This is a genomic window from Streptomyces sp. SP17BM10 (genome assembly GCF_036322405.1).
GTDB lineage: Bacteria > Actinomycetota > Actinomycetes > Streptomycetales > Streptomycetaceae > Kitasatospora.
The window spans coordinates 144638-170648 of the sequence record NZ_JAQYXB010000619.1; the positions used below are offsets into that span (position 1 = coordinate 144638).

21 protein-coding genes, 1 tRNA gene, 1 pseudogene and 1 riboswitch are annotated in these 26011 nt (G+C 74.2%); of the genes and pseudogenes, 6 read left to right on the forward strand and 17 right to left on the reverse strand.

Annotated features, from left to right (window positions below; genetic code table 11):
- Nucleotides 1-33: 33 nt before the first annotated feature.
- Complete coding sequence (locus PUR71_RS24060; protein WP_329929165.1) at nt 34-477, forward strand: SsgA family sporulation/cell division regulator; 444 nt, start codon at nt 34-36, stop codon at nt 475-477.
- A 64-nt stretch (nt 478-541) separates the two neighbouring features.
- On the opposite strand, the gene PUR71_RS24065 is transcribed toward PUR71_RS24060, so the two are convergent.
- The 4 genes from PUR71_RS24065 to PUR71_RS24080 form a co-directional block, all read right to left on the reverse strand.
- On the reverse strand, nt 542-1939 hold the full coding sequence (locus PUR71_RS24065; protein ID WP_329929166.1) for a glycosyltransferase 87 family protein: 1398 nt from the start codon (nt 1937-1939) through the stop codon (nt 542-544).
- A 197-nt stretch (nt 1940-2136) separates the two neighbouring features.
- On the reverse strand, nt 2137-3732 hold the full coding sequence (locus PUR71_RS24070) for a glycoside hydrolase family 18 protein (protein WP_329929167.1): 1596 nt from the start codon (nt 3730-3732) through the stop codon (nt 2137-2139).
- A gap of 242 nt (nt 3733-3974) precedes the next feature.
- Nucleotides 3975-5390, reverse strand: coding sequence for a sensor histidine kinase (locus PUR71_RS24075; RefSeq protein ID WP_329929221.1), 1416 nt, complete (start codon nt 5388-5390; stop codon nt 3975-3977).
- Nucleotides 5391-5422: 32 nt separating this feature from the next.
- Complete coding sequence (locus PUR71_RS24080) at nt 5423-6127, reverse strand: response regulator transcription factor (RefSeq protein ID WP_329929168.1); 705 nt, start codon at nt 6125-6127, stop codon at nt 5423-5425.
- Between the two features lie 166 nt (nt 6128-6293).
- On the opposite strand from PUR71_RS24080, the gene PUR71_RS24085 reads away from it, so the two are divergent.
- The gene (locus PUR71_RS24085) at nt 6294-6833 is read left to right on the forward strand and encodes a hypothetical protein (RefSeq protein WP_329929169.1); all 540 of its coding nucleotides are present in this window, start codon (nt 6294-6296) and stop codon (nt 6831-6833) included.
- A gap of 112 nt (nt 6834-6945) precedes the next feature.
- The gene (locus PUR71_RS24090) at nt 6946-7515 is read left to right on the forward strand and encodes an Lrp/AsnC family transcriptional regulator (RefSeq protein WP_329929170.1); all 570 of its coding nucleotides are present in this window, start codon (nt 6946-6948) and stop codon (nt 7513-7515) included.
- Nucleotides 7516-7533: 18 nt separating this feature from the next.
- On the opposite strand, the gene PUR71_RS24095 is transcribed toward PUR71_RS24090, so the two are convergent.
- The 5 genes from PUR71_RS24095 to PUR71_RS24115 all read right to left on the reverse strand — a co-directional run bounded on the left by PUR71_RS24095 (nt 7534) and on the right by PUR71_RS24115 (nt 12266).
- Nucleotides 7534-8340 (reverse strand): S16 family serine protease, encoded by an 807-nt coding sequence (locus PUR71_RS24095; RefSeq protein ID WP_329929171.1) that lies wholly within the window; start codon nt 8338-8340, stop codon nt 7534-7536.
- Nucleotides 8341-8378: 38 nt separating this feature from the next.
- Nucleotides 8379-9029, reverse strand: a complete 651-nt coding sequence (locus tag PUR71_RS24100) for an IclR family transcriptional regulator (protein ID WP_329929172.1) — start codon at nt 9027-9029, stop codon at nt 8379-8381.
- 401 nt (nt 9030-9430) lie between these two features.
- A complete protein-coding gene (locus PUR71_RS24105) occupies nt 9431-9853 on the reverse strand; it encodes a DUF2752 domain-containing protein (protein ID WP_329929173.1) in 423 nt (140 codons plus the stop codon).
- 17 nt (nt 9854-9870) lie between these two features.
- A complete protein-coding gene (locus PUR71_RS24110; protein ID WP_443077540.1) occupies nt 9871-10161 on the reverse strand; it encodes a TM2 domain-containing protein in 291 nt (96 codons plus the stop codon).
- A gap of 272 nt (nt 10162-10433) precedes the next feature.
- Nucleotides 10434-12266 (reverse strand): DEAD/DEAH box helicase, encoded by a 1833-nt coding sequence (locus PUR71_RS24115; RefSeq protein WP_329929223.1) that lies wholly within the window; start codon nt 12264-12266, stop codon nt 10434-10436.
- A gap of 305 nt (nt 12267-12571) precedes the next feature.
- Here PUR71_RS24115 and PUR71_RS24120 point away from each other — a divergent pair, with 305 nt between their 5' ends.
- Nucleotides 12572-13018 (forward strand): SsgA family sporulation/cell division regulator, encoded by a 447-nt coding sequence (locus PUR71_RS24120; protein WP_329929174.1) that lies wholly within the window; start codon nt 12572-12574, stop codon nt 13016-13018.
- Nucleotides 13019-13077: 59 nt separating this feature from the next.
- Here the strand turns inward: PUR71_RS24120 and PUR71_RS24125 are convergent, their stop codons facing one another.
- From PUR71_RS24125 to PUR71_RS24135, 3 genes are read right to left on the reverse strand one after another with little or no spacing between them, the layout of a single operon-like run.
- Nucleotides 13078-15657 (reverse strand): rhomboid family intramembrane serine protease, encoded by a 2580-nt coding sequence (locus PUR71_RS24125; protein ID WP_329929175.1) that lies wholly within the window; start codon nt 15655-15657, stop codon nt 13078-13080.
- Complete coding sequence (locus PUR71_RS24130; RefSeq protein ID WP_329929176.1) at nt 15654-16979, reverse strand: alpha/beta hydrolase; 1326 nt, start codon at nt 16977-16979, stop codon at nt 15654-15656. Before PUR71_RS24130 ends, PUR71_RS24125 begins: the two co-directional genes overlap by 4 nt.
- On the reverse strand, nt 16976-17563 hold the full coding sequence (locus PUR71_RS24135) for a class F sortase (RefSeq protein ID WP_329929224.1): 588 nt from the start codon (nt 17561-17563) through the stop codon (nt 16976-16978). Before PUR71_RS24135 ends, PUR71_RS24130 begins: the two co-directional genes overlap by 4 nt.
- A gap of 460 nt (nt 17564-18023) precedes the next feature.
- On the opposite strand from PUR71_RS24135, the gene PUR71_RS24140 reads away from it, so the two are divergent.
- Nucleotides 18024-19340 (forward strand): hypothetical protein, encoded by a 1317-nt coding sequence (locus PUR71_RS24140; protein WP_329929177.1) that lies wholly within the window; start codon nt 18024-18026, stop codon nt 19338-19340.
- 3 nt (nt 19341-19343) lie between these two features.
- On the opposite strand, the gene PUR71_RS24145 is transcribed toward PUR71_RS24140, so the two are convergent.
- Nucleotides 19344-20777 carry an MFS transporter gene (locus PUR71_RS24145; protein WP_329929178.1) on the reverse strand — a complete coding sequence of 478 codons (1434 nt, stop codon included), beginning with the start codon at nt 20775-20777 and terminating at the stop codon, nt 19344-19346.
- Between the two features lie 106 nt (nt 20778-20883).
- Nucleotides 20884-21198: a DMT family transporter gene (locus tag PUR71_RS24150; protein WP_329929179.1), complete on the reverse strand. Its 315-nt coding sequence runs from the start codon at nt 21196-21198 to the stop codon at nt 20884-20886.
- A 45-nt stretch (nt 21199-21243) separates the two neighbouring features.
- Nucleotides 21244-21310: riboswitch (guanidine-III (ykkC-III) riboswitch) on the reverse strand.
- A gap of 83 nt (nt 21311-21393) precedes the next feature.
- Between PUR71_RS24150 and PUR71_RS24155 the strand changes: the two genes are divergently transcribed.
- Nucleotides 21394-21465: transfer RNA gene (locus PUR71_RS24155), tRNA-Cys, on the forward strand.
- A 63-nt stretch (nt 21466-21528) separates the two neighbouring features.
- Here the strand turns inward: PUR71_RS24155 and PUR71_RS24160 are convergent.
- The 3 genes and pseudogenes from PUR71_RS24160 to PUR71_RS24170 all read right to left on the reverse strand — a co-directional run bounded on the left by PUR71_RS24160 (nt 21529) and on the right by PUR71_RS24170 (nt 25909).
- On the reverse strand, nt 21529-23856 hold the full coding sequence (locus tag PUR71_RS24160; RefSeq protein ID WP_329929180.1) for a xanthine dehydrogenase family protein molybdopterin-binding subunit: 2328 nt from the start codon (nt 23854-23856) through the stop codon (nt 21529-21531).
- A 620-nt stretch (nt 23857-24476) separates the two neighbouring features.
- A pseudogene (locus tag PUR71_RS24165) lies at nt 24477-24971 on the reverse strand ((2Fe-2S)-binding protein); the annotation flags it as partial.
- Between the two features lie 71 nt (nt 24972-25042).
- Complete coding sequence (locus PUR71_RS24170) at nt 25043-25909, reverse strand: FAD binding domain-containing protein (protein ID WP_329929225.1); 867 nt, start codon at nt 25907-25909, stop codon at nt 25043-25045.
- Nucleotides 25910-26011 lie beyond the last annotated feature (102 nt).

The following is a 26011-nucleotide window of genomic DNA, read 5'->3' on the forward strand; positions in this document are numbered from 1 at the left end:
GGGCACGAACCGAAGGCAGAGAGGTAGACGATCATGGAGCGCCCCGTCAGCGTGGTCGAGCACGAGCTGGAGCTCAACCTGGTGCTCTCCCCCGACCACAGCGTCCCCGTCCCGGCCCGCCTGTCGTACGGCAGCCACGACCCGTACGCGGTCCACATCACCTTCCACCTGGACACCGGCTCGCCGGTGACCTGGGTGTTCGCCCGCGAGCTGCTGGTCGAGGGCACGTTCCGCCCGTGTGGCCAGGGCGACGTGCGGATCTGGCCGGCCCTCCCCCGGCCTTCGGCCGGGGGGACCCCCGTGGGGCGGCGCAGCGTGCTGTGCCTGGCGCTGAGCTCCCCCGCCGGGGACGCGCTGCTGGAGGCGCCGCTGCCGGTGGTCGCGGCCTGGCTGGAGCGGGCGCACCGGCTCGTCCCGCCGGGCAGCGAGCTGGCCGCGCTGGACCTGGACGGCTCGCTCGCCGAACTGCTCGCGTGAGGCTGCGCCCCGACGGGCACACCCGGCCGGACGCGACCACGGGGCCGTCCCCGCGCGGCGCGGCTCAGCGGGCCGCGGGGGCCTTCTGAGCCGCGCGCGCGGCGCCGGGTCCGCCGTCGCGCTGTCCGGGCAGCCGGACGACCGGTGCGCCGCCGGCCCGCCGCCGGGCCCTTATCCGGATGGCGGCGGCGAGCAGGAAGCACAACCCGACCCACGGGTAGACGGAGGTGGGCAGCTGGCGCAGCGGGCCCATGTGCAGGACGGCCGGCCCCTGCGGCTTGGCGGCCCACATCGCGAAGGAGAAGAACGCGAGGAGCGTGGCCCAGAACACGGCCCGCCAGCGGACCCTGCGGACGGCTGCCGGGCGGGCGTGCTCGACGGAGGCCTCGGCGGCGAGCAGGACGAGCACCGGCACGCACCACACCCAGTGGTGGGTCCAGCTGATCGGGGAGATCAGCACGGCGGTGACGGCGGCGCAGCACACGCCCCAGGCCTCTGCGCGCGGCAGCCAGCGGGAGCTGCGGGCGGCCCAGGCGGCGACGAAGAGCCCGGCCACGGCGGCCGCGCCGGCCCCGAGGGTGGCGAGGGTGCCGGGGTCGGCGGTGTGCAGGAGGCGGGCGAAGGCGCCGCGCAGCGACTGGTTGTCGACGATCTCGGTCTTGCCCACCCGGGACGAGTCGTAGAGGTACTCGGTCCAGAAGCCCCAGGTCGCGTCGGGCAGGACGAGCGCGCCGATCAGGAAGGTGCCGAGGAAGGTGAAGCCGGCCACGAAGGCGGCCCGGACGCGGCCGGTGAGCAGCAGGTAGACGGCGAACAGGCCGGGGGTGAGCTTGAGGCCGGCGGCGATGCCGATCGCCACGCCCTTGCCGCGGCGGCCGTCCGGACGGGTGAGGTCCCAGAGGATGAGGCAGGCGAGCGCGAGGTTGATCTGGCCGTAGCGGAGCGTGGTGAACACCGGTTCGAGCCAGACGCCGCAGCCGGTCACCAGGATCACGCCGAGCGGCCGCAGTTCCCTGCGCGGCCAGCCGACCAGCTTGAACGACAGGTGGGTGAGCAGTGCGAGCAGCCCGAGGTTGCCGAGAGTGATCGCCACCCGCAGGAACGGCACCGGGAACCAGGTCGTGGGGACGAACAGCATGGCCGCGAACGGGGGGTAGGTCGCGGGGAGGTTCCACTCGGTGACGCGCAGCGCGTACAGGTCGGTGCCGTTGGCGACGGCGGCGCCCTCGGCCCGGTAGACGATCATGTCGACCATCGAGGTGTGCACGAAGTGGCGGACCACGGCGTACACGACCAGGGAGAGCAACGCCACGGCCGAGACGGCCAGCAGCGGCCGGCGGGGGGCCTCGCGCAGGGAGCGGACGGGTACGCCGAACGCGTGCTTCAGCCGTTGCGACAGGGGGCCGGGCGAGGGGTCGGGTGCGGTCCGCCCCGGGCTGCGCTCGTCTTGCACCGCTGTCACTGTCCACTCCGTCCACGGCTCGGCCAAGCAGCGACGATACCGGATGCCCGCCGGGCGGGCTCGGCCACGAACAATCACTCAGGGTGACGAAAGGCCCCGGCCGGGCGTGCTCGGTCGCGGATCGGAGCACGCCCGGCCGGGGCGCGGGGAGGGAGCGGGGGTCCGGCGGGGGGGCGGGCCGGGGGTCGGGCCGGAGGTCAGCCGGTGTAAGCGCCGAGGGCTCGGGTGAAGTCCAGCGGCTGCTGGACGATGCTGCTGCAACTCGCGTCGGCGTAGGCCTTCGCGCCGCCGTCGCAGGCCTTGTCCCGGGTGCCGGACCACATCGCCAGCCAGGCCAGGTGCTTGCCGGCGGCGAAGGCGGCGAGCTGCTTGGCATCGGCGACGGTGAACACCTCGCTGGCGACGTCGTTGACGCCGATCATCGGGGTGACCGCGACCTTGCGCCAGGCGGCCGCGTCGTCCAGCCCGAGCACGCTCTTCACCTGGGCCTGGGTCGCGGTGGCCGCGGCGATCGCGTACGTGCCCATGCGGCCCTGCGGGTTCGGGGCGACGCCGTCGCCGAAGTCCATCGCCATGATGTTGACGGCGCCGATGGCGACGCCGCCGGCCTTGGCGCCGGCGACCAGGTTCACGCCGTCCTGGGTCAGACCGGAGGGCAGCGCGGGCAGGGTGAAGGAGACGTCCAGCGGCCGGCCCTTGGCGGCGGCGGTCCGCTGGAGCTGGGCGATGGCCTGGGCGCGCCGGCCGTTGGCCGCGGCGTCGGCGATCGCGCCGCCCTCGACGTCGAAGTCGAGCCGGGTGAGGCCGTACGCGTCGACGACCTTCTGGTAGGCGGCGGCCAGGTCGGTGACGGAGGAGCACGCGGCGGCGAGCTCGGTGCCGTTGGCTCCGCCGAAGGACGCCCGGACGTCACCGCCCGCCGCCCGCAGCGCGCCGACCTGGGCGGCCACGGCGTCGCTGGAGAGGTCGCTCACACCGCCCCACTTGGGGGTGCATCCGCCGCCGGACACGACGAACGCGAGGTTGAAGTTCTTCACGCCGGTGGCCTTGGCGGTGGCCACCAGGTCGTAGGGCGGGTAGAGCGAGGTGTCGACGTACGGGGCGAAGCCGGCCCCGGCGCCGGCCGGGGGCACGGGTGCACCGGTGGCCGTGGGGGTGGGGGACTGGCCGGGGCCGGTGGTCCCAGGCGCCGGGGTGGTCGGCTTCGCGGTCGGGCTGGGCTTGGCGGTGGCGGTGGGGGTCGCCGTCGCCGTCGGAGTGGCCGTCGCGCTGGGAGTCGCCGAGGCCGTCGCCGTGGGGGTCGCGGTCGGACGGCCCGAGGGAGTCGGCACGCTGCCGTCGCCGCCCTTGCAGGACGTGTGGTTGATCAGGCAGTTGGCCGGCTCGCCCTGCGCCGCGCCGGCGCCCCGCGCGACGAAGCCGACCACGACGCTCTTGCCCGGCTCCAGCCGCTTGTCCCACGACTCCGGCCGGACGGTGACGTGCTGCCCGTCGGCGGTGAAGGTCGCGTTCCAGAGCGAGTCGATCCGCGCCCCGGCCGGGAGGTCGAAGGTCAGCGTCCAGTCGTCGATCGCCTTCGCGTCCGGATTGGTCACCAGGTACTGGCCGGTGTAGCCGGCGTCCCAGGTGCTCGTCCGGCTGTAGACCGCGCCGAGCGAGGCGGCGCTCGCCGAGGAGGCGAGGACGACGGCGCCGCCCGCGACCAGTGCGGCGGCCACCGCCGAGGCCCCGATGACGGTGCCCCTGCGGCTGCGCCTGCGGTGGCCGGAACGGCGGTCGGGCTGGATCGTCATGGGCGCGCTACCTCCGCGGAGTGCTGGCGGGAGACCACCGACCGGACGCGGGTGCGTACAGGCGTCCGGACGGCCGTCCCGGCTCGGTCGGATGACCGGCGCGACCGACGCTAGCGGCGCCCGAGGGCCGGAACCGGCCTGCTGAGCGAGGGGTAGAACTCCCTTAGGGGGCTGTTAAGGAAGATCCCCGCCACACCCCCCGACCGCGCCCGTCCCACCCCCGAACCCCCTTGTACGAACGACTACTTCTGGAACAGTGCGGCCCGGCTGCGGCGGCGCCCGACCCGCGGGCCGGCGGTGTCGGGGCGGGTCCGCAGGCGCAGGCGGAGTTCGGCGCCGCCGAGCACGGCGGAGCGGCCGAGGGCGAGGTCGCCGCCGGTGGACTCGGCGAGCTTGCGGACGATGTCGAGGCCGAGGCCGGTCGAGCCCTCGCCACCGTGGCCCTCGCCGCGTTTGAGGGCGGCGGCCGGGTCGCTGAAGCCCGGGCCCGCGTCGCCGACCAGCACGATGACCGAGCCGTCCGTCGCGAGGACGTCCACCGAGAACGCGGTGCCGACCGCCGTGTGCCGGAACACGTTGCCCAGCAGCGCGTCCACCACCGCCGCCAGGTCGCCGCGCTGCACCGGCACCGGCAGGGGCCGGTCGGCCCCGGCGAGCTGCCAGCGGCGGCCCTCGTCCTCGGCGAGCGCGGACCAGAAGCCGACCCGTTCGCGGAGCACCTCGGTGACGTCGCAGCCGACGGCGACGGCGGGCGCGTCCCCGGGTGCGCGGCGGGCGGAGCGGATGATCTGGTCGACCTCGCGCTCCAACTGGGCGACGGCGTGCCGGGTGGCGTCGGCGGCGTCGCCCTCGCCGAGCGAGGCGGCGTTGAGCCGCAGCACGGTCAGCGGGGTGCGCAGCCGGTGCGACAGGTCGGCGGCCAGTTCCCGTTCGGCGGCGAGGAGTTGGACCACCCGGTCGGCCATGGTGTTGAACGCGTGGCCGGCCTCACGCAGTTCCTCGGGGCTGCCGGCCGCCACCCGGCCGTCGACCGGCACCCGGACGGCGAGGTCACCCGCGCCGAGTGCGCGGGCGGCGGAGGCGAGCCGGCGGGCCGAGGCGACGATCCGGGTGCCCATCCGGTCGGCGACCAGCACCGAGATCGCGACCAGGGCGAGCGCGACCGCGGAGAGCACGAGCCAGGCGGTGGTGACGCCGCGGGTGAGGTCGCCGTCGGCGACGAAGACCTCGACGACGGCCGTCCGTCCGGTGTCGACGGCGACCGGCTGGAGGAGCGCGTAGCCGCCGGGCACCCCGACGGTGAAGGAGCGGCCCTTCCCGCTCGCGGTGGAGACGTCGGCCGCGGCGGCTCGCGCCTGGCCGATGGTCGGCCCGCCGGGGCCGTCGTCGCCGGGCGCGATGGCGGGCGGCACCTTGGCGGGCAGGTGGACGGCCATCCGGTTCTGGGCGCCGGCGTCGGTGCTGGCCAGGGCGCGGTCGATGGCGTCCTGGTCGGTGGTGATGGCCAGGGCCGGGCCGAGCGCCGCGGCCTGCCGCCCGGCCGCGGTGAAGGCGCGGTCCCGGGCGGTCTGCTGGACCATCAGGCCGAGCGGGATGAGGAAGGCCAGCGCGACCATGGTGGTCCCGGCGACGGCGGCCTTGACCAGCGCCCAGCGCAGCGAGAGCCCGAACCGCCCGGCGTCCGGCCGCCTCATGTCCGGTGCTCCCCCTGCTCCGCGGCGGCCTCCAACCGCACCCCGACGCCGCGGACGGTGTGCAGGTAGCGGGGGCTGGAGGCGGTCTCGCCGAGCTTGCGGCGCAGCCAGGAGAGGTGGACGTCGATGGTCTGGTCGCCGCCGTAGGTCTGCTGCCAGACCTCGGCGAGGATCTCCTTGCGCGGCACGACGACGCCGGGGCGGGCGGCGAGGAAGGCCAGCAGGTCGAACTCGCGGCGGGTCAGGTCGAGCAGCCGCCCGTCCAGGACGGCCTCGCGGCGCTGGAGGTCGATGGCCAGTCCGCCGACCCGCAGCACCTGGGCGACGGGGGCGGCGCCGCCGCCGATGCGGCGCAGCACGGCGGCCATCCGGGCGCTCAGGTGCTCTCCGGAGAAAGGTTTCACCAAGTAGTCGTCGGCGCCGTCGTTGAGCAGCCGGACGATCTCGGCCTCGTCGTCCCGCGCGGTGGAGATGATCACCGGGACGTTGGTCAGCCCTCTGATCATCTTGAGCGCCTCGCTGCCGTCCAGGTCGGGCAGCCCCAGGTCGAGGATCACCAGGTCGCAGCCGACCTGGGCGACCTCCCGCAGCGCCTCCAGGGCCGTGCCCACGCTGCGGACGGCGTGACCGGTGTCGGTCAGGTGCCGGATGAGCGCGGAACGTACGAAGGGGTCGTCCTCGACCACGAGCACTGTTGCCATGGCCCTGCACGGTACGCCATGGGCGGGCACTGGTCTGTACCTCGGGGGTGGGTCGGGGTTCGGTCGGTGGCCGGCGGGGGCGCGGCCCGGACAGTGGGCAACTCCCCTTCCTGTCAACGGGGGTGCCGGTCCGCCCCGGTGCGGAGTACGGCAGGATGTCCGCACGATGCGGAACGGACTGGTACAACTCGGCGCCTGGGCGGCGGCCACCGGGGCGGCGGTGGCGCTGTCCTGGTTCGGCGTGCACGCCGTGCTGACCGGCGACGCGTTCGAGCAGCCCAAGGCCCTGCCGCTGCCTTCCCCCGCCACCGGCGGCGGCCCGCTCACGCCGGCCGCGAGCCCGGCCGAGGAGCGGTCCGCGCCCCAGCCCGACGGATCCGCCCAGCCCGTCTCCCCGTCCGCCGTCTCCTCCCGGACGCCGGCCTCCGCAGCGACCGCCGCACCGACCTCGCACCGCCCGGTGCCCGCGGCCACCACGGCGACGTCCTCGGTGAAGAGCTACCCGGTGCCCGGCGGCCGGGTCGCCCTGGACATCCGCCCGGACCGGGCCTCGCTCGTCTCGGCCACCCCGGACCCGGGCTGGCAGATGCAGGTGTGGAACGGCGACCAGTGGATGCGGGTGGACTTCACCAAGGACAACCAGGCCAACTCGGTGTTCGTCTACTGGAACGGCCACCCCCCGGTCGTCGAGACGGCGGTGCGCTGACGCCGGGCCGACCTGCGCGCGACCGTTCCGTTTCCTCCTGGTCAAGCCGTGCGCCGGGCGGGAGAATCGGCCGCACCGCTGTACGGAATGCCCACCGGAGGACGGAACCGCGATGCCCCCCGACCAGTCCCCGAGCTCACCCGGCTCGCCCGACGCCCCCACCCCGCAGGGCCCTTCCGCCGCCGCGCCCGCCACGACGGCCGGCGGCACGAACGACGCGATCGACGCGCTGGACGGCCGCCTGATCCGGCTGCTCGCCGAGGAGCCCCGGATCGGCGTGCTGGAGTGCTCGCGCCGCCTCCAGGTGGCCCGCGGCACCGTACAGGCCCGGCTGGACCGGCTCCAGGCCAAGGGCGTGATCGGCGGCTTCGGCCCCGAGGTGGACCCGGCCGCGCTGGGCTACCCGGTGACGGCCTTCGCGACCCTGGAGATCTCCCAGGGCCAGGGCGCCGACGTCCGGGCCCACCTGGCGAGCGTGCCCGAGGTGCTGGAACTGCACACGATCACCGGCGCCGGGGACATGATGGTGCGGATCGTGGCCCGCTCCAACGCCGACCTCCAGCGGGTGATCGACCGCGTGGTGGGCTTCGACGGGATCGTCCGCTCCTCGACGGCGATCGCCCTGGAGAACCCGGTCCCGTACCGCATCCTGCCGCTGGTGGACCAGGCCGCCGCCGAGTAGCCGGGGCCCGGCCGGCGGTCAGCAGGAGGGAACGCCGGCGCCGCTCTTGAGCGCGTCCAGCGCCGAGACCGCCTCGGCGAGCGTGCCGACCGGCACCAGCCGCAGCTGCGCGGGCTTGTTCACGCCGGCGTCCGTGCACTCGTCCTTGGGCAGCAGGAAGACCGTCGCGCCGTCGCGCGCGGCCGCCTGCGTCTTCAGCGGGACGCCGCCCACCGCGCCGACGTTGCCCTGGTCGTCGATGGTGCCGGTGCCCGCGATCGTGAGCCCGCCGGTGAGGTCGCCGCCCTTGCCGTCGCCGGCCAGCTTGTCGATGATCCCGAGCGCCAGCATCTGGCCGGCGCTCGGGCCGCCCACGTCGCCGAGGTCGACCTTCACCTTGACCTGGTCCGGCGACAGGTGCAGGTAGGCGAGCGCGGCCGTGGTCGCGCTGTCCTGCGACTCGGTCATCTGCTGCGCCGTCTCCTGCTCGGCCTTGGCCGGGTTGCTCTGCGGGTACACCGACTCGGTGGGCCGCACCGCGTAGTCCGGGTCCACCCAGGCCTCCAGGGAGCGCCACAGCGTGGTCCGGTCCCCCGGGTTGGTGGCCGAAATGGTGACCATCCGCAGTTCGCCCGTGGTGGTGCGCAGCGGCGCCCCGGTGATGGTCAGGACGGGCTTGTCGTGGTAGCTGCCGAGGGTGTCCGCGGTCAGGCCGGGCCAGGTCAGCGTGTACGGCAGCGGGACGAAACCGGCCACCCCGAACAGCGCGGCGACCAGCACCCCGCAGAGCGCGAGCGCACGGGTCCGCGGGGCGGTCAGGGCCTTGGTCAGCTTGGAGTCGGACACAGGAGGAATCCAAACACACCGGACGTCCCGCCCGGGCACTACCGCAGGGCGTCGGCCACCTCGGTGGCGGCCTCGACGACCCGGGGCCCGACCCGCTCGGGCACCAGTCCGTTCAGCATCACCACGCCGACGCTGCCCTCCACGCCGCTCAGCCCGAGCAGCGCGGCGGCCGCGCCGCACGCCCCGGACTGCTCCTCCGCACGGGTGATGACGAAGCCCTGTTCGGGCCGTCGCTGGTGGGGGAAGGCGCGCGCCTCCAGGATCGCCCGGCCCGCGGCACTCTCGGTGAGCGGGTGGCGCAGGCCGGTGCGGTAGGCGACGTGGAAGTCCGTCCAGCTCGGTTCGACGACCGCGACGGCCAGCGCCTCGTTGCCGTCGACCAGGGTGAGGTGGGCGGTGGCGCCGAGATCCTCGGCCAGGCTGCGCAGGGCCGGCAGGGCGGCCTCGCGCAGCAGCGGGTGCACCCGGTGGGCCAGGCGCAGCACGCCGAGGCCGACCCGGGCCCGGCCGCCGATGTCGCGGCGGACGAGTCCGTGCTGTTCGAGGGTGGCCAGCAGCCGGTAGACGACGGTCCGGTTGACGGCCAGCCGGGCGGCCAGTTCGGTGACGGTGAGGCCGCGCTCGGAGTCGGCGAGGAGCTTGAGCACCCGGACGCCACGGTCCAGGGTCTGGGAGGTCTCGGCTGTCACGACGGGCATTCCTTTCCGCGGCAGCTCACGGACCGGCGGGGGCCGGCCCGGGGCGGGGTTTCGCGCGCAGATGGGGGGTGGCCGCGCTCGGGTCGCGCAGTGCGAATCGCGGTGCGAATCCATGACGCCCGTGCGAGCCCTGCGGCGCCCGTCTCTCGGGGGTGACCCGGCGGAAGAGCGTGTGGGAAAGGTAGTGAAGGAAATGTCGCGACGGAAGTGGTTGTCCAAAATTCGGTCGTGATCGATTGCGGCGTCCGGAACGAACCGGGGCAAAAGACCGTATATCGACCACCCGACCCGGTCGCTCGTTCGAACACAGTCCGAAGTCCGGACACGTCGGGGTACCGGGCACTCCGGGAGTCGGGATCGCGGGAGGTACTCGAGCCGCGGCCGCGGGGCGGCTACCCGAGGTTGCGGAACACCGTCCAGGCCACCGCGGCGCCGAGGACCGCCGCCGTACCGCGCCGCCCGAGCGGCGGCCGCCAGCTGCGGCCGGCCAGTCCCTCGCGCAGCCAGGTCACGTACATCAGGGCGACCAGCGGGAGGCAGACCAGCAGCATCGCGTTGTCGTGGAACGCGGCCGCGAGGTCGCCGTGCAGGAGGTCGTAGGTCATCCGGGTGCCGCCGCAGCCCGGGCACTGCAGGCCGGTGATCCGGCGGAAGGGGCAGAACGGCAGCGCCTGCCCGGGCAGGTGGGGGTTGCGCGACCACAGGTAGGCCGAGCCGGCCAGGCCTCCGAGGAGCACGGCCAGCGGCGGGCCCGCGGTGCGCAGGCGCGCGGGCACGACGAAGCCGCCCCGGCCGGAGCCGGGGCGGCGTGCCATGCGTGGCGCGCTCAAGGTCAGCCGCGCAGCAGACGGCCCTGGGCGTCCGTGCGGTCGTTGCTGACCAGGAACATGATGCCGTCGATCAGGGCCCAGAAGCCGAAACCACCGCAGGTCAGGAGCTGGGCGATGCCCATGCCGATGTGACCGGTGTAGAAGCGGCCGATGCCGAACCCGCCGAGGAAGAGCTGCAGGATGCCCGCGACGATCTTCGACTTGTCCGAGTACTCCGGCATGCCCGGGTACGGCTGGCCGGGGTACGGCTGACCCGGGTACGGCTGCTGGCCGGGCTGAGGGGGGTACGACACGTTCGCTGTGCTCCTTGGTGTGACTGGCCCGGCCGTGAGATCGGTCGCCTGCCGGGTGGTGAGGTGTCCGCCGTTCCACCGTCGCTGACGGCCGGCCCGGTCGGGACGGCGCGCAGCACGGACGGGTCCGGTGGCAGCGCGGCACGCGGAACACTATCGGATGATCAGACCGATCGCCCCGACAATTCCACCAGCTATACCGGAATGTCATAACGCGTTACCGCGCTCCGGATTCCCCCCTTGCCGAACGGGAGGAATCCACTGACGTACCGTTACTTCGCCCATTCCCGGATTCGGGCGATCCGCGCCTTCAGCTGATTCGCCGTCGCCTGCGCGGTCAGCGGGCCGCCGCACTCGCGGCGCAGCTCGTTGTGGATCGTGCCGTGCGGCTGGTTGGTGCGGTGGTGCCAGGCCGCCACCAGGGTGTTCAACTCCTTGCGCAGCTCGCGCAGTTCCTGGTGGGTGACGACCGGCCGCTGCTCGGCCGGCAGCTCCAGCAGGTCGGCCTCCTCGGCGGGCTTGGTCTTGCTGCGCTGGATCTGGCGGTGCTGACGCTTCTGGAGGAGCATCTGCACCTGGTCCGGCTCCAGCAGGCCGGGGATGCCGAGGTAGTCCTCCTCCTCCTCGCTCCCCGGGTGGGCCTGCATACCGAACTCCATGGCGTTGTACAGCACCCGGTCGAAGACCGCGTCGGAGCCGATCGCCTCGTAGGAGAACTCGTCGCCGCCCGCGCCGTCCGGGCCTTCGTTGGCCCGCTCGGCCTCGGCGAGCAGCCGGTCCTCCTCGTCGAACAGGCCCTCGCCCTCCTTCTTGGGACGGTCCAGCACGTGGTCGCGCTGGAGCTCCATCTCGTTGGCGAAGCCCAGCAGCATCGGGATGGTCGGCAGGAAGACCGAGGCCGTCTCACCGCGCTTGCGGGCGCGCACGAAGCGGCCCACCGCCTGGGCGAAGAACAGCGGGGTGGAGATCGAGGTCGCGTACACCCCGACGGACAGCCGGGGAACGTCGACGCCCTCGGACACCATGCGGACCGCGACCATCCAGCGGGAGGTGCCCTCGGAGAAGTCGGAGATGCGCTTGGACGCCTCGGCCTCGTCCGAGAGCACCAGGGTGACCTTCTCCCCGCTGATCTCGCGCAGGATCTTGGCGTACGCGCGGGCCACCGTCTGGTCGGTGGCGATGACGAGCCCGCCGGCGTCCGGGATGGCCTTGCGGACCTCGGTCAGCCGCCGGTCGGCGGCCTGGAGCACGGAGGGGATCCACTCGCCCTGGGGGGCCAGCGCGGTGCGCCAGGCCTGGGCGATCAGGTCCTTGGTCATCGGCTCGCCGAGCCGGGCCTCCAGCTCGTCGCCGGACTTGGTGCGCCAGCGCATGTTGCCGCTGTAGCTGAGGAAGATCACCGGGCGCACGACGTGGTCGGCGAGCGCGTGCCCGTAGCCGTACGTGTAGTCGGCGACGGACTTGCGGATGCCGTCGCCGCCCGCTTCGTACTGGACGAAGGGGATCGGGTTGGTGTCCGAACGGAACGGCGTCCCGGTCAGCGCGAGCCGCCGGGCGGCCGGTTCGAAGGCCTCGAAGCAGGCCTCGCCCCAGGACTTCGAGTCACCGGCGTGGTGGATCTCGTCCATGATCACGAGGGTCTTGCGGGCCTCGGTCCGGTTGCGGTGCAGCATCGGGTTCACCCCGACGCCCGCGTAGGTGACCACGATGCCGTGGTACTCGCGGGACAGCGGCCCGGACGAGTACGCCGGATCCAGCTTGATGCCTATGCGCGCGGCGGCCTCGGCCCACTGCTTCTTCAGGTGCTCGGTCGGCGCGACGACGGTCACCTGCTGCACGAGGTGGTTGTGCAGCAGGTACGAGGCGAGGGTGAGCGCGAAGGTGGTCTTCCCGGCGCCCGGGGTGGCGACCGCGAGGAAATCGCGCGGCTGCGTCTCGATGTACTTGTCCAGCGCCCCCTGCTGCCAGGCACGCAGCTTGCCCGCCGTACCCCAGGGGGCACGGCCGGGGAAGGCCGGCGAGAGGTGGTGCGAGGAGGCGGGTGCGGCATGGCCGGCGGCCCGGACGGGAGCGTCCGGCTCCGACACGTCGGAGAAGAGCGGCATCGAGGAGGCGGCGGCGGTACTCACGGGCTCCGAAGGGGATCATCGCAGGTCAGAGGCGGTCTTGCGGCCTCACCCCGCAGTCGGGCGGCGATCGGACAACCCGCCCAGCCTACCGGCCCCGGCTCCGTTCCGGCGCTTCGACCCGGCTCCGTCCGGGGCCTGCGGGACCGGTCGACGGCCGGAAATCGACGTGACGCAGGTCACGTCGAAAGCCCTGCGGAGTGGCGTAAGCGGAAGCCGTCCCCCCGCTCTCACTGGTGTGGGGCCGCACCACCGGGGCCCCGCCCGACCCCGAAGGGACCCCCGTGCACCACAGCGCCGTCGAAGAGACCGTCCAGGCCCGCCTGTTCCTCTCCCTCCACCGCTCGGTCCGCCTGCGGGTCACGCTCGCCTACCGACCGGAGGACCCGCTCGCCGTCCGGATGGGCTTCCCCGCCGAGTTCTCCCTCGACGAGCCCGCCGACGGCCCCCGCGACGACGCGGAGGCCGCCGCCGACATCGTCTGGGTGTTCGCCCGCCACCTGCTCTCGGCGGGCCTGGAGCTGCCCGCCGGGCTCGGCGACGTCCACGTCCGCCCCGCCGCCGGAGGCCGCACCACGGTCGAGCTGCGCGCCCCGGAGGGCACCGCCCTGCTCCGGTTCGACACCGCCGACCTGCGCCGCTTCCTGTGGCGCAGCCGGCTGCTCGTCCCCGAGGGCGAGGAGCACCTGCACCTGGACGCCGACCGCGCGCTCGCCGAGCTGCTCGGTTGACCGGCGCGCCGGCGTCCGCGGGCGCCCCCGCGGCCGGCGACCGCCCGCCACCGCTCCGGTCAGCCCGACAGCCGACGCATCAGCCGGACGCCCTGCGCCGCCGTCAGGTGCGGCAGGTAGGCCTTGCCGATCGCCCGGGTGATGCTGGGCAGCCCGGCCGGGTCGGGGTAGGCCATGAACATCGGCCGGTACTCCGGCTGGAACTTGGACTTGAACGCGAGAAGCGAGCGGAACCCGTACACCGGCTCCAGCACCCGGCCCATCCAGTCCAGCATCCGCTGCAGCCCGGTGGCCTCCTCCTGCCCCGAGCGGGCCAGCGGCGCGCCGGACAGCGACAGGAACCGCGCGCCCTCCTCCTTGAAGCCCAGCGCGGCCGAGGCGATCAGGAACTCGTTCACGCCGCGGAAGCCGTCCGAGCGCCGGCGCATGAAGTCCAGCGTCCAGCCGACCGGCGCGCCGCCCTCGTACACCGGCATCCAACTGGTCAGCCCGTGCACGACGCCCTGTTCGTCGACCGCCACCAGCACCCGGACGTCCGGGTCGTCCAGCTCCTCCAGACCGCCGAGCGTGAAGCCCATCTCGGGCAGGCCCTTCTCGGAGACCCACTCCTCCGAGATCGAGCGGATCTGGTCCTTCAGCGCGAGCGGCGCCTCGCGGTAGGCCCACCACTCCGCGGTGATGCCCTGCTTGCCCGCCTTGTTGAGGGCCGTCCGGATGTCCTGCCACTTGCGGCCGGTGAAGGCCAGCTCGGGCAGCGCGACCACGGTGTCCTCGGCGACCTGCACCGAGCGCCAGCCCAATTGCTCGGCGGCGGCCCTGGTCTCCGGGGAGACGCTGTAGAAGCACGGGGTCCAGCCGCGCGCGTCGCAGTACCGGGCGAAGCCGGCCACGGCCCGGGCCCGGGCCGCGGGCTCGCCGAACGGGTCGCCGGTGGTCAGCGCCACCGTGTTGAGCACCCGGTAGGCGACGGCCGCCCGGCCCTCCTCGTCGAACCAGTAGTGGTTGCCGTCCCACGTGGTGATGAAGGACAGCGTCCCGCCGCCGTGCGCGGTCAGCAGCGCGCGGGCCCGCTGCGCGGCCGCGGCGTCCGTGTGGACCACCGGCTTGCGGAAGGCCAGCAGCAGCACGGTCAGCGCCACCGCCCAGAACGCCAGCCCGCAGTACGTCTCCAGGAACCGCGCCACCGGGCCGACCGCGATCGGGTAGTCCGGCAGCAGGTCGTTGTAGGCGGGCGGCAGGAACTGCGCGGGCAGCCCGTGCACCAGCCCCCGGAACGTCGCCCCCGGCTCGAACTGGCCGGCGACCAGGACCCCGAGGACCGTGTACGCGGCGGCGGCCGCCAGCGCGGCGCCGCCCACGACGGCCGCCAGCCGGCGCACCGTCCGGCCCGCCAGCCGCAGCCGGAACCGCTGGCGGGTGGCGAGCAGCAGGGCCGTGGTCAGCAGCGGCAGCAGCAGCGCCTCGACGAAGTACTGGATCACGTCCCCGGCGTCCGCCCCGGAGTCGTTGTACAGCCACACCAGCAGCGCCACCCACAGCAGTTCGGTGACGACGGTGATCCGCCAGGCGAACCGCAGCCCGCGGCGCAGCCCCTCGGCGAGCACCAGCAGCAGCGCCGGGAACAGCGCCGCCATCAGCCGGCCCGGGGTGTCGAAGATCCGCTCGACGGCGTGCGCGCGGGCGCAGTCGTGCACCGACGTCGCGCAGTAGTCGGCGATCTCCTCCGGGCTGAGCCGGTGGGAGAAGTACAGCTCGGAAAAGGTGTTGAACGGCCCGGCCGCGTTGTCGTAGAACGAGGCGATCAGCGGGCCGAAGGCGGCGGCGACCAGGCACAGCGCCACCAGCACCCTGGTCTCGGCGTGCGAGGAGCGGTGGGTGCGCAGCAGCAACCGGCCTCGGGTGAGCAGCGCGCCCGCGCCGAGCCCGAGCAGCGCGGCGGCACACCGCTGGACGCTCTGCAGGTGGCCGACGTACAGCGTCATGACCAGCGGCACGAGCAGCACCAACAGGTGCATCCGGCGGCGCCACAACACGCTGAGCCGGTAACCGAGCACCGCGGCCAGGGCGAACAGGCCGGGGCCGGGGCCGATCGCGACCTGGTCGACCACCGAGTCGGTCCACTGCTCGCCGGCCCGGGAGCCGGCCGCGACCAGCGCGGTGCCGAGCACGGTGCCCGCGGCCTGCCCCACCACCAGCACCCCGAGGGTGCGCCACCGGCCGAGCCGCCGCTCGGCGGCCGGGCCGACGAGGAGCAGCAGCAGGCTGGTGAACACGTACGCGCCGATCCCGGCGCACCAGAACAGCGAGGTGAACGGCGTCCACCAGCGGCCCTCGGAGAGCGTCTGGACGCCGGTCCCGGCCTGCCGGAGCAGCCGGGCCGACGGCCCGGTCAGGCTCCCGGTGGCCGCGCCGACGCCCCACAGGACGACGAGCGCCCCCATCGTCAGCGGGGCCGAGCGCAGTCGGGCGCCGACCAGCCGGGCCGTCCGGCGCACGCGCTGCGGCCGCGGCTCCGGGGTGCGGGTGACGGGCGTGGGGGTGACGGGCGTGGGGGTGACGGGCGTGCGGGTGGCCGGCTCCTGGTCCACGACCACCTCCGGCCTGGTGACGACGGCTGCGGCCGCCCGGGTGCGGCTCACTTGAGCAGTCCGGTCTGGCGGGCGATCCACGGCAGTTGCTCGGCGATGCCGATCCGCCAGGCCCCCCAGCCGTGCCCGCCGGGGAGCAGGTCGAACTTGGCCTTCATGCCGGCCGCCTGGACGGCCTGGTAGACCTTCTCCATCCCCGGCCGGAAGTCGTAGTCGCCGCGGCCGACCACGATCGCCACCGAGGTGTCGGGGAACGTGCGGTGGGCCATCACCGAGAGCGGGTCGACCGACTCGAACTTGGCCCGGTCACCGCCGAACGCCTTCCTGACGGTCTCGTCCCGGCTGCCCAGCGTGGGCTCCTCCTGGCCGGACATGTCGAGGACGGTGCCGTAGACGTCGGGCGCGTTGACACCGAGCTGCAGGGCGCAGGTGCCGCCCATCGAGGCGCCGCCCACGGCCCAGGACCCGCGGCCCTTGGCGGTCTGCAGGTGCTTGTCGATCCAGTCGGGGACGTCGGCGGCGAGGTAGGTCTGCGCCTTCGCGATCTTCGAGTCCATGCAGAGCGTGTTCCCCCAGGTAGAGCCCAGCTGGTCGGGCATCACGACGATCGGTGCGAGGCCGCCGTGCTCGGCCGCGAACGCGTCCAGCGACTCGTTCACCTGGGCGTTGAGCACCCAGTCCGCCGGCGTCCCGGGCTGACCGGTGATCAGGACGAGCACGGGCAGCAGCGGCCGCGGGTTGGCCTGGTAGGCGGGCGGCAGGTAGACGTAGGCGCTGCGGCCGACGAAGCCGGACTTGGCCCCGGGTATGTACACCTGCGAGACGGTGCCCTTGCCGGGCAGGCCGGCCGGGGGCGTCCAGACCTCCGAGAGCGCCGAGCCCTGCGGCGCGCTCGCGGTCTCGGCGACCTTCGGGGCGATCTTCGCCCCGGTGTCGGTGAGGAACGGCGCGAGCATGATCTTGCCGTTCGGGTACTGGCCGAAGCCGATGTTGATCTGCGACGCGGCCATCAGCAGCACCAGCGAGCCGAGGCCGAGCGCCAGCCCGCGGCGCCGCCAGGAGACGCCGCGCAAGCGGTAGCCGACCAGGCAGAAGCCCAGCAGGGCAACGGCCACCCACCACGTGACGTAGTCCGGGGTGCCCTCCGGGAACGGGTGCCACCAGCCGTCGACGACGACGCCCAGCAGCAGGCTGAGCGCCGCCGCGGTGAACAGCGCGGCGGGCAGCCGGAAGCTCCACCACGAGCGGTTGCGCGAGACGGCGAGCACGAGCAGCGCTCCCCAGCCCGCGGCCAGCACGGCGTACGGGATCGGGCCGTGCGTCAGCGGCCAGTCGAGTGGGTTCCACGGGTTGGCGAGGGTGATCGGGGTCATGCCGCTTTCCCCGGCCGGGTGGTGTCGGCCAGGAAGCCGTAGGCCACGACGTTGCCCTCGTAGCCGTGCTCCTCGCTGAACGCACCGCCGCAGGTGATCACCCGCAGCTGCGCGTCGGAGGCCTGTCCGTACACCCGGTCGTCCGGGAAGTCCTTTCGGTCGTGCACTTCGATGGCGTACAGCTGGTAGACGGCGGTGGCGCCGTCCGCCCGGACGAACTCGATCCGGTCCCCGCGGTGGAGCGCACCCAGGTGGTAGAAGACGGCCGGGCCGCTCTTGTTGTCCACGTGGCCCGCGATGATAGCGGTGCCCCGCTGGCCCGGGGTCGCCCCGCCCCGGTACCAGCCGGCGAGGTTGCGGTCCGCCGCGGGCGGCGCCTGGAGCCGGCCGTCGGCCTCCAGGCCGAGACCGGTGACCGGGGCGTCGAGCTTGACGGCCGGGATGCGGATCCGGGTCGGCGCCGACGGGCCGAGCGGCGGGACGACCGAGACCGGGGCGAACCCACTCAGGGCCTGCCCGGTGCCGGGGGCGGGGGGAAGCTCGCCGGGACCGCCGTCGTGCAGCAGCCAGGCGCCGAGGACCATCGCGGTACCGGCCGCGAGGGTGCCCGGCCACGGGTTCCTGCGCTGTTGGGCGCCCACGGGCGCTCCCCTCTGCCGACGACTTCCCGATTCCTGGGAGTTTCCTGGGAACCAATTGAACCGGACGGGACCCTAAGGCACGTCCATACGATGGTCGTACCAATCCCCCCCAAACGGCAGGGTTGGGGCCGTCGCTCCTGCGCCGAGTGGCGGCGCCGTCACGGAACGCGACGGAGTGCCACCACGCCCGGGCGCCCCGGGTCCGGCCCGCACTCCATCGACGACGGAGCGAGTCAGTCCGGTTGCATCAATCGGGCGATCACTTGAGACCGTCTGTGGCGACTCGCCGACCGAATGCGTTCACATGCCATGCTGACCCGGTCACGGGTTCTATCACCTCACTGGTCCGACCGGACTTTCGCATGCCTGCACGCCTGCCGAACGCCTCATGAACGGAGTGACCATGGACTCCCTATCCCGTCGCACCCTGCTGGCCGCCGGCGCGGCCGGTGCCGCCGCCCTGGTGGCGGGCTGCGGGACCACCGGCGCCGGCGGCGGAGAGCACGCGACGGGCACCCCGGCCCCCGCCGGGACCACCGAGCAGCCGGCCACCCCGGCCCCGGCCCCGGCCCCCGCGCCGGCCAAGCCGCAGGTCGTCCTGATCGGAGACGGCTCCACCTCCGACACCGGCGTCCAGCCCCGTCAGCCCGTCCCCGACCGGCTCAAGCCGGGCGAGCGCCCGCCGCAGTTCGTCGTCTTCTCCTGGGACGGCGCCGGCGAGCTCGACAACGGCCTGTTCGCCCGCTTCCGCCGGCTGGCGCAGGAGCACAACGCGTCGATGACCTTCTTCCTCAGCGGCCTCTACCTGCTGCCGGAGTCCAAGAAGGACCTCTACCGCCCGCCCCAGCACAAGGTCGGCGCGTCCGAGATCGGCTACCTCAGCGACCAGCACATCCACGACACGCTGGAGAACGTGCACGCCGCCTGGCTGGAGGGCCACGAGATCGGCACTCACTTCAACGGCCACTTCTGCGGCTCCACCGGCGTCGGCAAGTGGTCCCCGGAGGAGTGGGACAGCGAGATCCAGCAGGCCATGGACTTCGTGACGAACTGGCGGACCAACACCGGGTTCACCGACCTGCCGGCGCTGCCGTTCGACTACCGCAAGGAGCTGATCGGCAGCCGGACCCCGTGCCTGGAGGGCCAGCGCAACCTGCTGCCCACCGCCGTCAAGCGCGGCTGGCGCTACGACAGCAGCGGCAACGGCAGCCAGGTCTGGCCGCAGAAGATCCAGGGCGGTGCCCTGTGGGACCTCCCGCTGCAGTCCATCCCGTTCCCCGGCCACACCTTCCAGGTGCTGTCGATGGACTACAACATCATGTTCAACCAGTGCGGCCCCAACACCAAGGCCGACCCCGCGCTCTACCCGGGCTTCCAGGCCCAGGCGCGCGACGCCTACCTGATGGGCTTCGACCGCACCTACAACGGCAACCGGGCGCCGTACATCATCGGCAACCACTTCGAGGAGTGGAACGGCGGCATCTACATGAACGCCGTCGAGGACGCCTTCAAGTCCATCGCGGAAAAGCCGGAGGTCCGGCTGGTGTCCTTCCGCCAGCTGGTGGACTGGCTGGACGCGCAGGACCCGGCGGTCCTGCGCAAGCTGCAGACCCTCGCCCCCGGCCAAGCCCCGGCGGGCGGCTGGGAGAACTTCCTCGGCACCCCGGCGGCGGCGCCGTCCCCCACGGCCACCGCCACCGCGCCGACCGCCGCCGGCTGACCGTCAGGCCCTGCGGACCCGGCCGGAGACCAGCGCCCCCAGCAGGGCCACCCCGGTCATCGTCAGGAAGATCACCGCGAAGGCGCCGGGCGACCCGGCGCCTTCGGCGTTCCCGTGGGCCGCCGCCGATCCGCCGCCCAGCGCCGAGAAGAGCACCCCGGCGAGGCCCACCAGCAGCACGTTCCCGAGCGCGTCGCTCATCTGCAGGGAGGCCGAGTTGGCCCCGGCGTCCTGCGGTGCGGACAGCTTCATCATCAGCACGCTGACGCTCGCGACCGTCAGCCCCATCCCGATGCCGCCGACGCCCCAGGCCACCGCCGCCGTCCAGACCGGCACCGCCGGGACCAGCACCAGCGCCGCCCCCGCGATGGCCACCGCCGTCAGCACGAACCCGCCCCGGATCATCGCCTCGCGGTAGCGCTCGGCCCGCGGCCGGCCCTGCAGCCACGAGCCCAGCGCCCAGGACAGTCCGCCACTGGTCAACGTCAGCCCGGCCAGCGTCGGCGACAGGCTCCGCTGGGTGACCATCATCAGCGGGATGAACGCCTCCGCCGCGAAGAACGCCCCGGCGGCCACGCCGCGCAGCAGGATCACCGTCGGCAGGCCGCGCCCGGCCCGCAGCGTGCCCTTGGGCAGCAGCCCGAGCACCGCGGGCAGCAGCAGCGCCGCGCCGGCCGCCGCCGGGAGCAGCCCGATCGGGTCCAGCCGCTGGCCCGCGTACTGCAGCAGGCCGGCGCCGAGGGCGGCCATCGCGGCCAGCACGGTGCGGCGGCGGTCGAACTCCGCGCCCTTGAGCACCGGGTGCTCGCGCTCGGAGCGGGCCAGCGCCGGGCCCATCACCGCCAGCGGCAGCAGGATCAGCGCCGGCACGGCCAGGAACACCCAGCGCCAGCCCAGGTGCTGGGTGACGGCGCCGGAGACCACCGGTCCGACGATCGAGGGCAGCACCCAGGCCGAGGAGAAGGCCGCGAACACCGAGGGCCGCAGCCGCTCCGGGTAGGCCCGCCCGACCACGACGTACAGCGCGACGATCACCAGCCCGCCGCCCAGCCCTTGGACCGCCCGCCCGGCCACGAACAGCCACATCCCCGGCGCCGTCCCGGCCACCACCAGGCCCGCGCCGAACACCGCGATGCCGGTGAACAGCGGTTGCAGCGGGCCGCGCCGGTCGCACCACTGGCCGGAGACGACCAGGGCGAACAGCGTGGTGGTGAAGTAGCCGGAGAAGGCGAAGGCGTACAGCCCGAGCCCGTCCAACTGCCGGGCCGCCACCGGCATCGCGGTGTTGACGGCCGTCGCCTCGAAGGCGAGCAGCAGGACCACCGACACGATCCCCAGGGTGAGGGCGCGGTAGCGGCCGCTGAGCACCCCGCCGCCGGGGTCGTTCTCGACGGGCATCGGGGCGGAGTCGACCGAGGTGGAGGAGGCAGTGGTCATACGTGCCATCGTAAGGTCCGTCCGGCGCTTGGACCCCTGACCGGAGTCGGTGAGCGACTCCGCCGCAGGACCTAGGACACGCCCCGGGACAGGGCCGGCGGCCGGGTCAGTGGAGGACCTTCAGGCCGACCACGCCGGAGACGATCAGCAGCAGGCAGCCGATCCGGGCCAGCGTCACCGCGTCGCCCAGGACGGCCATGCCGTAGAGCGCGGTGCCGACCGCGCCGATGCCGACCCAGACCGCGTAGCCGGTGCCGATCGGGACGGTGCGCATCGCGTACGCCAGTCCGCCCATGCTCAGCAGTAGGGCGACGCCGAAGACGAGGCCGGGGACGAGGCGGGTGAAGCCCTTGGACGACTCCAGGGCGACCGCCCAGACGGTTTCCAGGACACCCGAGACGATCAGAACGAGCCAGGCCATGACGGTAGGAACCTCCGCAGTCCACAACGGCCGGATTGCCGCTGAACTGCGCCGTCTTGTCGTCACCGGGTACGACGCGCTCGTCCGGGGTGGCGGGAAATGCGCCACCTGCCTCCGAAGGTAGCACACATTGCCATACAGAATTTACAAAACGCCATTGACCCCATTCCCGGACTCCGCCATCCTGAATTCACTGGCCGTGTGCCCGAGTGGCTGAGGGAACCGTCTGCAAAGCGGTTTACACGGGTTCGATTCCCGTCACGGCCTCGACAAAAGGAATTGCCGGTCGACTGCGAAAGTCGACCGGCAATTCCGCGTTCCGCTTTTCCGTCACACCGCGACGGCGTCCTCCGGCCGGATCGGCAGGCGCCCCACCGGCAGGCCGGTCGCGGCCCGGACGGCGGCGGCGACGGCCGCCGGGGCGACCACCGCGGGCGCGGCGCTGACGGCCTTGGCGCCGAAGGTCGCGACCACGTCCCGTTCCTCCAGCAGGGCCGCGATCCGCACCTCCGGGGTGTCCAGCGAGGTCGGCAGCCGGTAGCCGGTGAGCGAGGGGTTCTGCAGCACGCCGCCCTCGGTGCGCAGTTCCTCCAGCAGCGCCAGGCCGACGCCCTGGGCCACGCCGGCCTCGATCCGGTCCTCGATCTGCCGCGGGTTCAGCGCCCGGCCGACGTCCTGGGCGACGGTCATCTCGACCACCCGGACCGTGCCCAGCTCGATGTCCACGTCCACGACCGCGCGCATCGCGCAGAACGCGATGGAGACGAACGCGTCGCCCTGCCCGGCCTCGTCCAGCGGCTCGGTCGGGTGCGGGCGGCACTGCGCGGTGGCCCAGAGCTCCTTGCCCTCCAGTGCCTCGGCGACCGGCATGCCGAGCACCCCGTCGTACGAGGTGATCTTGCCGTCGGTGATCTGGAGCAGCTCCACCGACATCCCGAAGTTGGCGGCGATCGGCTGGAGCAGCTGGTGGCGGACCATCAGCGCGGCCCGCTCGACCGCGCCGCCGGACACCCAGGTGTGCCGCCCGCGGGCGGAGGGCCCGGCGATCGACTGGTCGCTGTCGGCCGGCGCGATGTAGACCTCGCTGACCCCCAGCACCGTCTGCACGATCTGCCGGGCCAGCGTCGCGAAGCCCTGGCCGGAGTCGACGGCCGCGCAGATCACGGTCGCGTGGTCGCCGCTGACCCGCACGGTCGCGGTGGACACCTCGTCCTCGCCCTCGGCGCCGAGCATGTGCACCATGCCGACGGCGTAGCCGATCCCGCGCCGCACGGCCGTCGGGTCGCCGGCGCCGCCGGGCCCGCCCGGCAGCAGCCACTCGGCGTCCGGGTCGTCCACCGGCAGCGCGGGCAGCGGTTCGGCGGCGACGGCCTCCAGCAGCGCGGTCACCGGCGCCGGGCAGGTGACGGCCTGTCCGGTGGGCATCGGGTCGCCGGTGGCCATCGCGTTGCGGCGGCGGATCTCCACCGGGTCCACGCCCACCCGGGCGGCCAGCTGGTCCAGCTGCGATTCGTAGGCGAAGCAGGACTGCAGCGCGCCCTCGCCGCGCATCCGCCCGGCCGGCGGGTTGTTGGTGCGCACGGCCCACGCGTCCACGAAGACGTTCGGGCACACGTACGGGCCGACCGAGAAGGCGGTCGCGGCGGCCAGCGCCTCGGCGGAGACGTCCGCGTAGGCGCCGCCGTCGAGCAGGATCTGCGCCTCGACCTTCACCAGCCGGCCCTCGGCGTCCGCGTGGTGGCGGTAGCGCAGGAGGGCGGGGTGGCGCGAGGTGTGGGTGTGGAAGGACTCCTCGCGGGTGAGCGTCATCTTCACCGGGCGGCCGGTGCGCAGCGCCAGCAGCGCGAGGGTGACCTGGAAGGAGAGGTCCTCGCGGTCCGAGGTGGCGCCGGGCACGCCGGTGACGACCAGTCGGACCCGGTCCGGCTCCAGGCCGAGACACGCGGCGGTGCGGTCGCGGTCCCCGTGGGGGTCGGTGGAGGACAGGTGCAGTTCGACGCCGCCGTCCGGGCGCGGCACGGCGAGGCCGGCCTCGGCGCCGAGCGGAGCCGGGTCCTGGCGGCCGACCTGGTAGAGGCCCTCGACGACGATCTCGCCGACCGCGTCCGGGTCCCCGCTGCGCAGCGGCAGGTGGCGGAACAGGTTGCCGTCCGGGTGCAGCGGCGGGGCGGTGAAGGCCTGCTCCGGGTCGGTGACGGCCTCCAGCGCCTCGTACTCGACGACGATCAGACCGACCGCCAGCCGCGCGGTGTCGGGGTGGTCGGCCGCCACCGCGGCCACCGGCTCGCCGTGGTGGCGCACCACGCCCGAGGCCAGCACCGGGCGGTCGGCGACGATCGGTCCGGCCGGGGCGCCGTCGGGCAGGCCGTCCGGGCCGGGCGGCAGGTCCGCCGCGGTGACGACGGCGTGCACGCCGGGCAGGGCGAGGGCGGCCGAGGTGTCGACGGCCTTGATCCGGGCGTGCGGGTGCGGCGAGCGCAGCACGGCGCCCCACAGCAGCCCCTCGGCCCACAGGTCGGCGGCGTACGGGTAGATGCCGAGCGCCTTGGGCAGGGCGTCACTGCGCAGCGGCGAGCTGCCGAGCCCGAACGGCTCCGGCGCGCCGGTCCCGTCTCCGTCCTGCTGGGTTGCTGCGCCGATGTCGGTAGGCGACGTCATGATGCGTGGTCGTCCTCGGGAAGCCGGATGCCGTGGGCGGGGGTGGCGCCGTACGGGACGCCGGCCGGGGCGCCGCCCTCGGCCGGGACGCCGTGCGGGGGCGTGGGGACGTACGGCGTGCCCTCGTAGCCGGGGCCGGGGACGCCGTCGAAGCCGGGGCCGGGCACCGGGGTGCCGTGGGCGGGGGTGGGCTCGTAGACGGGGGCGTCGTAGCCGCCGTCGTAGCCGGGCTGCTGGGGGTAGCCCTCGGGGTAGCCGGTGCCGGGCACGTAGGTGCCGTGCGCCGGCGTGGCCTGGTACTGCTGCTCGGGGTAGCCCTGCGGCTGGTAGTAGACCTGGTCGTCGGTCGGCTGCGCCGGGACGGCCGGGATCTCGTACGAGCCGGTGTCGTACACCCCGGTGTCGTAGCCGCCCTGGCCGTCGGCGGCGTACGGCAGACCCTGGCCGGGGACGGCGGCTGGCGGCTCCTCGGCGGGCGGCTGCGGGACGTGCTCGATCCAGGCGTCGGTGTAGACGGGCGGTTCGGCGGCGGGCTCCTCGGCCCGCGCCTCGGTGGCCGGCTGCCCGGCGGCCCCGTCGGTGGCGGGCGCGGCGGCGGGGGCGGCCTCCTCCGCGAGGGCGGCCTCCTCCGCCTCCTCCGCCTCCAGGGCGCGCGCGTCGGCGACGCTCTGGACGGCGGCCAGCACCCCGCGGTAGCCGGTGCAGCGGCAGAGGTTGCCGCACAGCGCCTGCCGGGCCTCGACCTCGGTGGGCCGGTGGTTGCGCTGGAGCAGGTCGTGCACCGCCATCGCCATGCCGGGCGCGCAGTAGCCGCACTGGACGGCGCCGGACTCGGCGAGCGCCTGCTGGACGTCGCTCGCTCCGCCGGTCGCCGACAGGCCCTCGACGGTGTTGATCTCGCTGTCGGCGGCCAGCGCGGCGGGCACCAGGCAGCCGGCCACCAGCTGGCCGTCCACCTGCACCGAGCACGCGCCGCACTCGCCCTGCTCGCAGCCGTCCTTGGCACCGGCCAGGCCGAGCCGCTCGCGCAGCACGTAGAGCAGGCTCTCGCCGATCCAGGCGTCGGTGACGGGCCGTTCGAAACCGTTGACCCGCAGGGTGTAGGAGGCGCAGGGGCGCAGCTCGCGGCTGACCTGCGGGGAGAGGCCGAGCGGGTCGGCGTCGAGGGTGTCGATGGGGTCTGTGGTCACTTCAGCGCCCTTCCCAGTGCCCGTCGGGCCAGCACCGACACGGTACGCCGTAGCCGAACGGCGGCCGCGCTCGGCCCCTCGGTCACGGCCTCCCAGGCGCCCTCGGCGCCGTAGCCGTCGGGGACGCAGGCGGCGGCGACGTACTCGCCGAAGGCGGCGGTCGCGGCGGGGTCGATCTCCCGGCTGCCGTCCCAGTCGATGCAGCCGGCCACCCAGGCCTCGGCCTCCAGCGGCCGCAGCGGCACCGGCGCGACGGCGCCGACGGCGCAGCGCACGGACCGCCGGGCGGGGTCGAGGACGAGGGCGACGGAGGCGGTGGCGCGGGCCGGGCCGCTGCGGCCGGTCGCCTTGAGGAAGACCTGGGGCGCGTGCAGCAGCGGGACGCGCACCCAGGTGAGCAGTTCGCCGGGGCGCACCGGGTCGAGGCCGGTGAGGAGGTGACTGACCGGCACCTCGCGGCTGCCGCCGGCCCGGGCCAGGGTGACGGTGGCCTCCAGGGCGGCGAGCACCGGGAGGGTGTCGCCGGCCGGGGCGGCGGTGACGATGTTGCCGCCGAGGGTGCCCACGTTGCGGACCTGCGGGGGTCCGGCGGTGCGGGCGGCGTCGGCGAGGGCGGGGATCAGCGCGGCGAAGTCCGGGCGGTCCATCCGGGCGTGGGTGAGTCCGGCGCCGAGGACGGCGGTGCCGCCGTCCTCGTAGCGCCAGCCGCGCAGTTCGGTGATCCGGCCGAGGCCGACGAGGGCGGCGGGGCGCAGCCGGCCGGCGTTGACGGCCTCCATCAGGTCGGTGGCGCCGGCCACGGGTACCGCGGCCGGGGCGGCGGCCAGCGCGTCGACGGCCTCGTCGAGCGAGGCCGGCAGCATGATCGTCCGGTTCACCTGGGTCCCACCGTGCTCCACTTGCTCATCGATCGCCTGCCGCCCGCGGCCTTCGGCCGGTGTCCGCGTCAGCAGCCCGGCCTGGCC

Coding starts and splice junctions, on each gene's coding strand:
- PUR71_RS24060 (WP_329929165.1), top strand. CDS start 34: ATGGAGCGCCCCGTCAGCGTGGTCGAGCACGAGCTGGAGCTCAACCTG.
- PUR71_RS24070 (WP_329929167.1), bottom strand. CDS start 3,732: ATGACGATCCAGCCCGACCGCCGTTCCGGCCACCGCAGGCGCAGCCGC.
- PUR71_RS24080 (WP_329929168.1), bottom strand. CDS start 6,127: ATGGCAACAGTGCTCGTGGTCGAGGACGACCCCTTCGTACGTTCCGCG.
- PUR71_RS24085 (WP_329929169.1), top strand. CDS start 6,294: ATGCGGAACGGACTGGTACAACTCGGCGCCTGGGCGGCGGCCACCGGG.
- PUR71_RS24090 (WP_329929170.1), top strand. CDS start 6,946: ATGCCCCCCGACCAGTCCCCGAGCTCACCCGGCTCGCCCGACGCCCCC.
- PUR71_RS24105 (WP_329929173.1), bottom strand. CDS start 9,853: ATGGCACGCCGCCCCGGCTCCGGCCGGGGCGGCTTCGTCGTGCCCGCG.
- PUR71_RS24115 (WP_329929223.1), bottom strand. CDS start 12,266: ATGCCGCTCTTCTCCGACGTGTCGGAGCCGGACGCTCCCGTCCGGGCC.
- PUR71_RS24130 (WP_329929176.1), bottom strand. CDS start 16,979: ATGACCCCGATCACCCTCGCCAACCCGTGGAACCCACTCGACTGGCCG.
- PUR71_RS24135 (WP_329929224.1), bottom strand. CDS start 17,563: ATGGTCCTCGGCGCCTGGCTGCTGCACGACGGCGGTCCCGGCGAGCTT.
- PUR71_RS24140 (WP_329929177.1), top strand. CDS start 18,024: ATGGACTCCCTATCCCGTCGCACCCTGCTGGCCGCCGGCGCGGCCGGT.
- PUR71_RS24145 (WP_329929178.1), bottom strand. CDS start 20,777: ATGACCACTGCCTCCTCCACCTCGGTCGACTCCGCCCCGATGCCCGTC.
- PUR71_RS24150 (WP_329929179.1), bottom strand. CDS start 21,198: ATGGCCTGGCTCGTTCTGATCGTCTCGGGTGTCCTGGAAACCGTCTGG.
- PUR71_RS24160 (WP_329929180.1), bottom strand. CDS start 23,856: ATGACGTCGCCTACCGACATCGGCGCAGCAACCCAGCAGGACGGAGAC.
- PUR71_RS24170 (WP_329929225.1), bottom strand. CDS start 25,909: ATGCTGCCGGCCTCGCTCGACGAGGCCGTCGACGCGCTGGCCGCCGCC.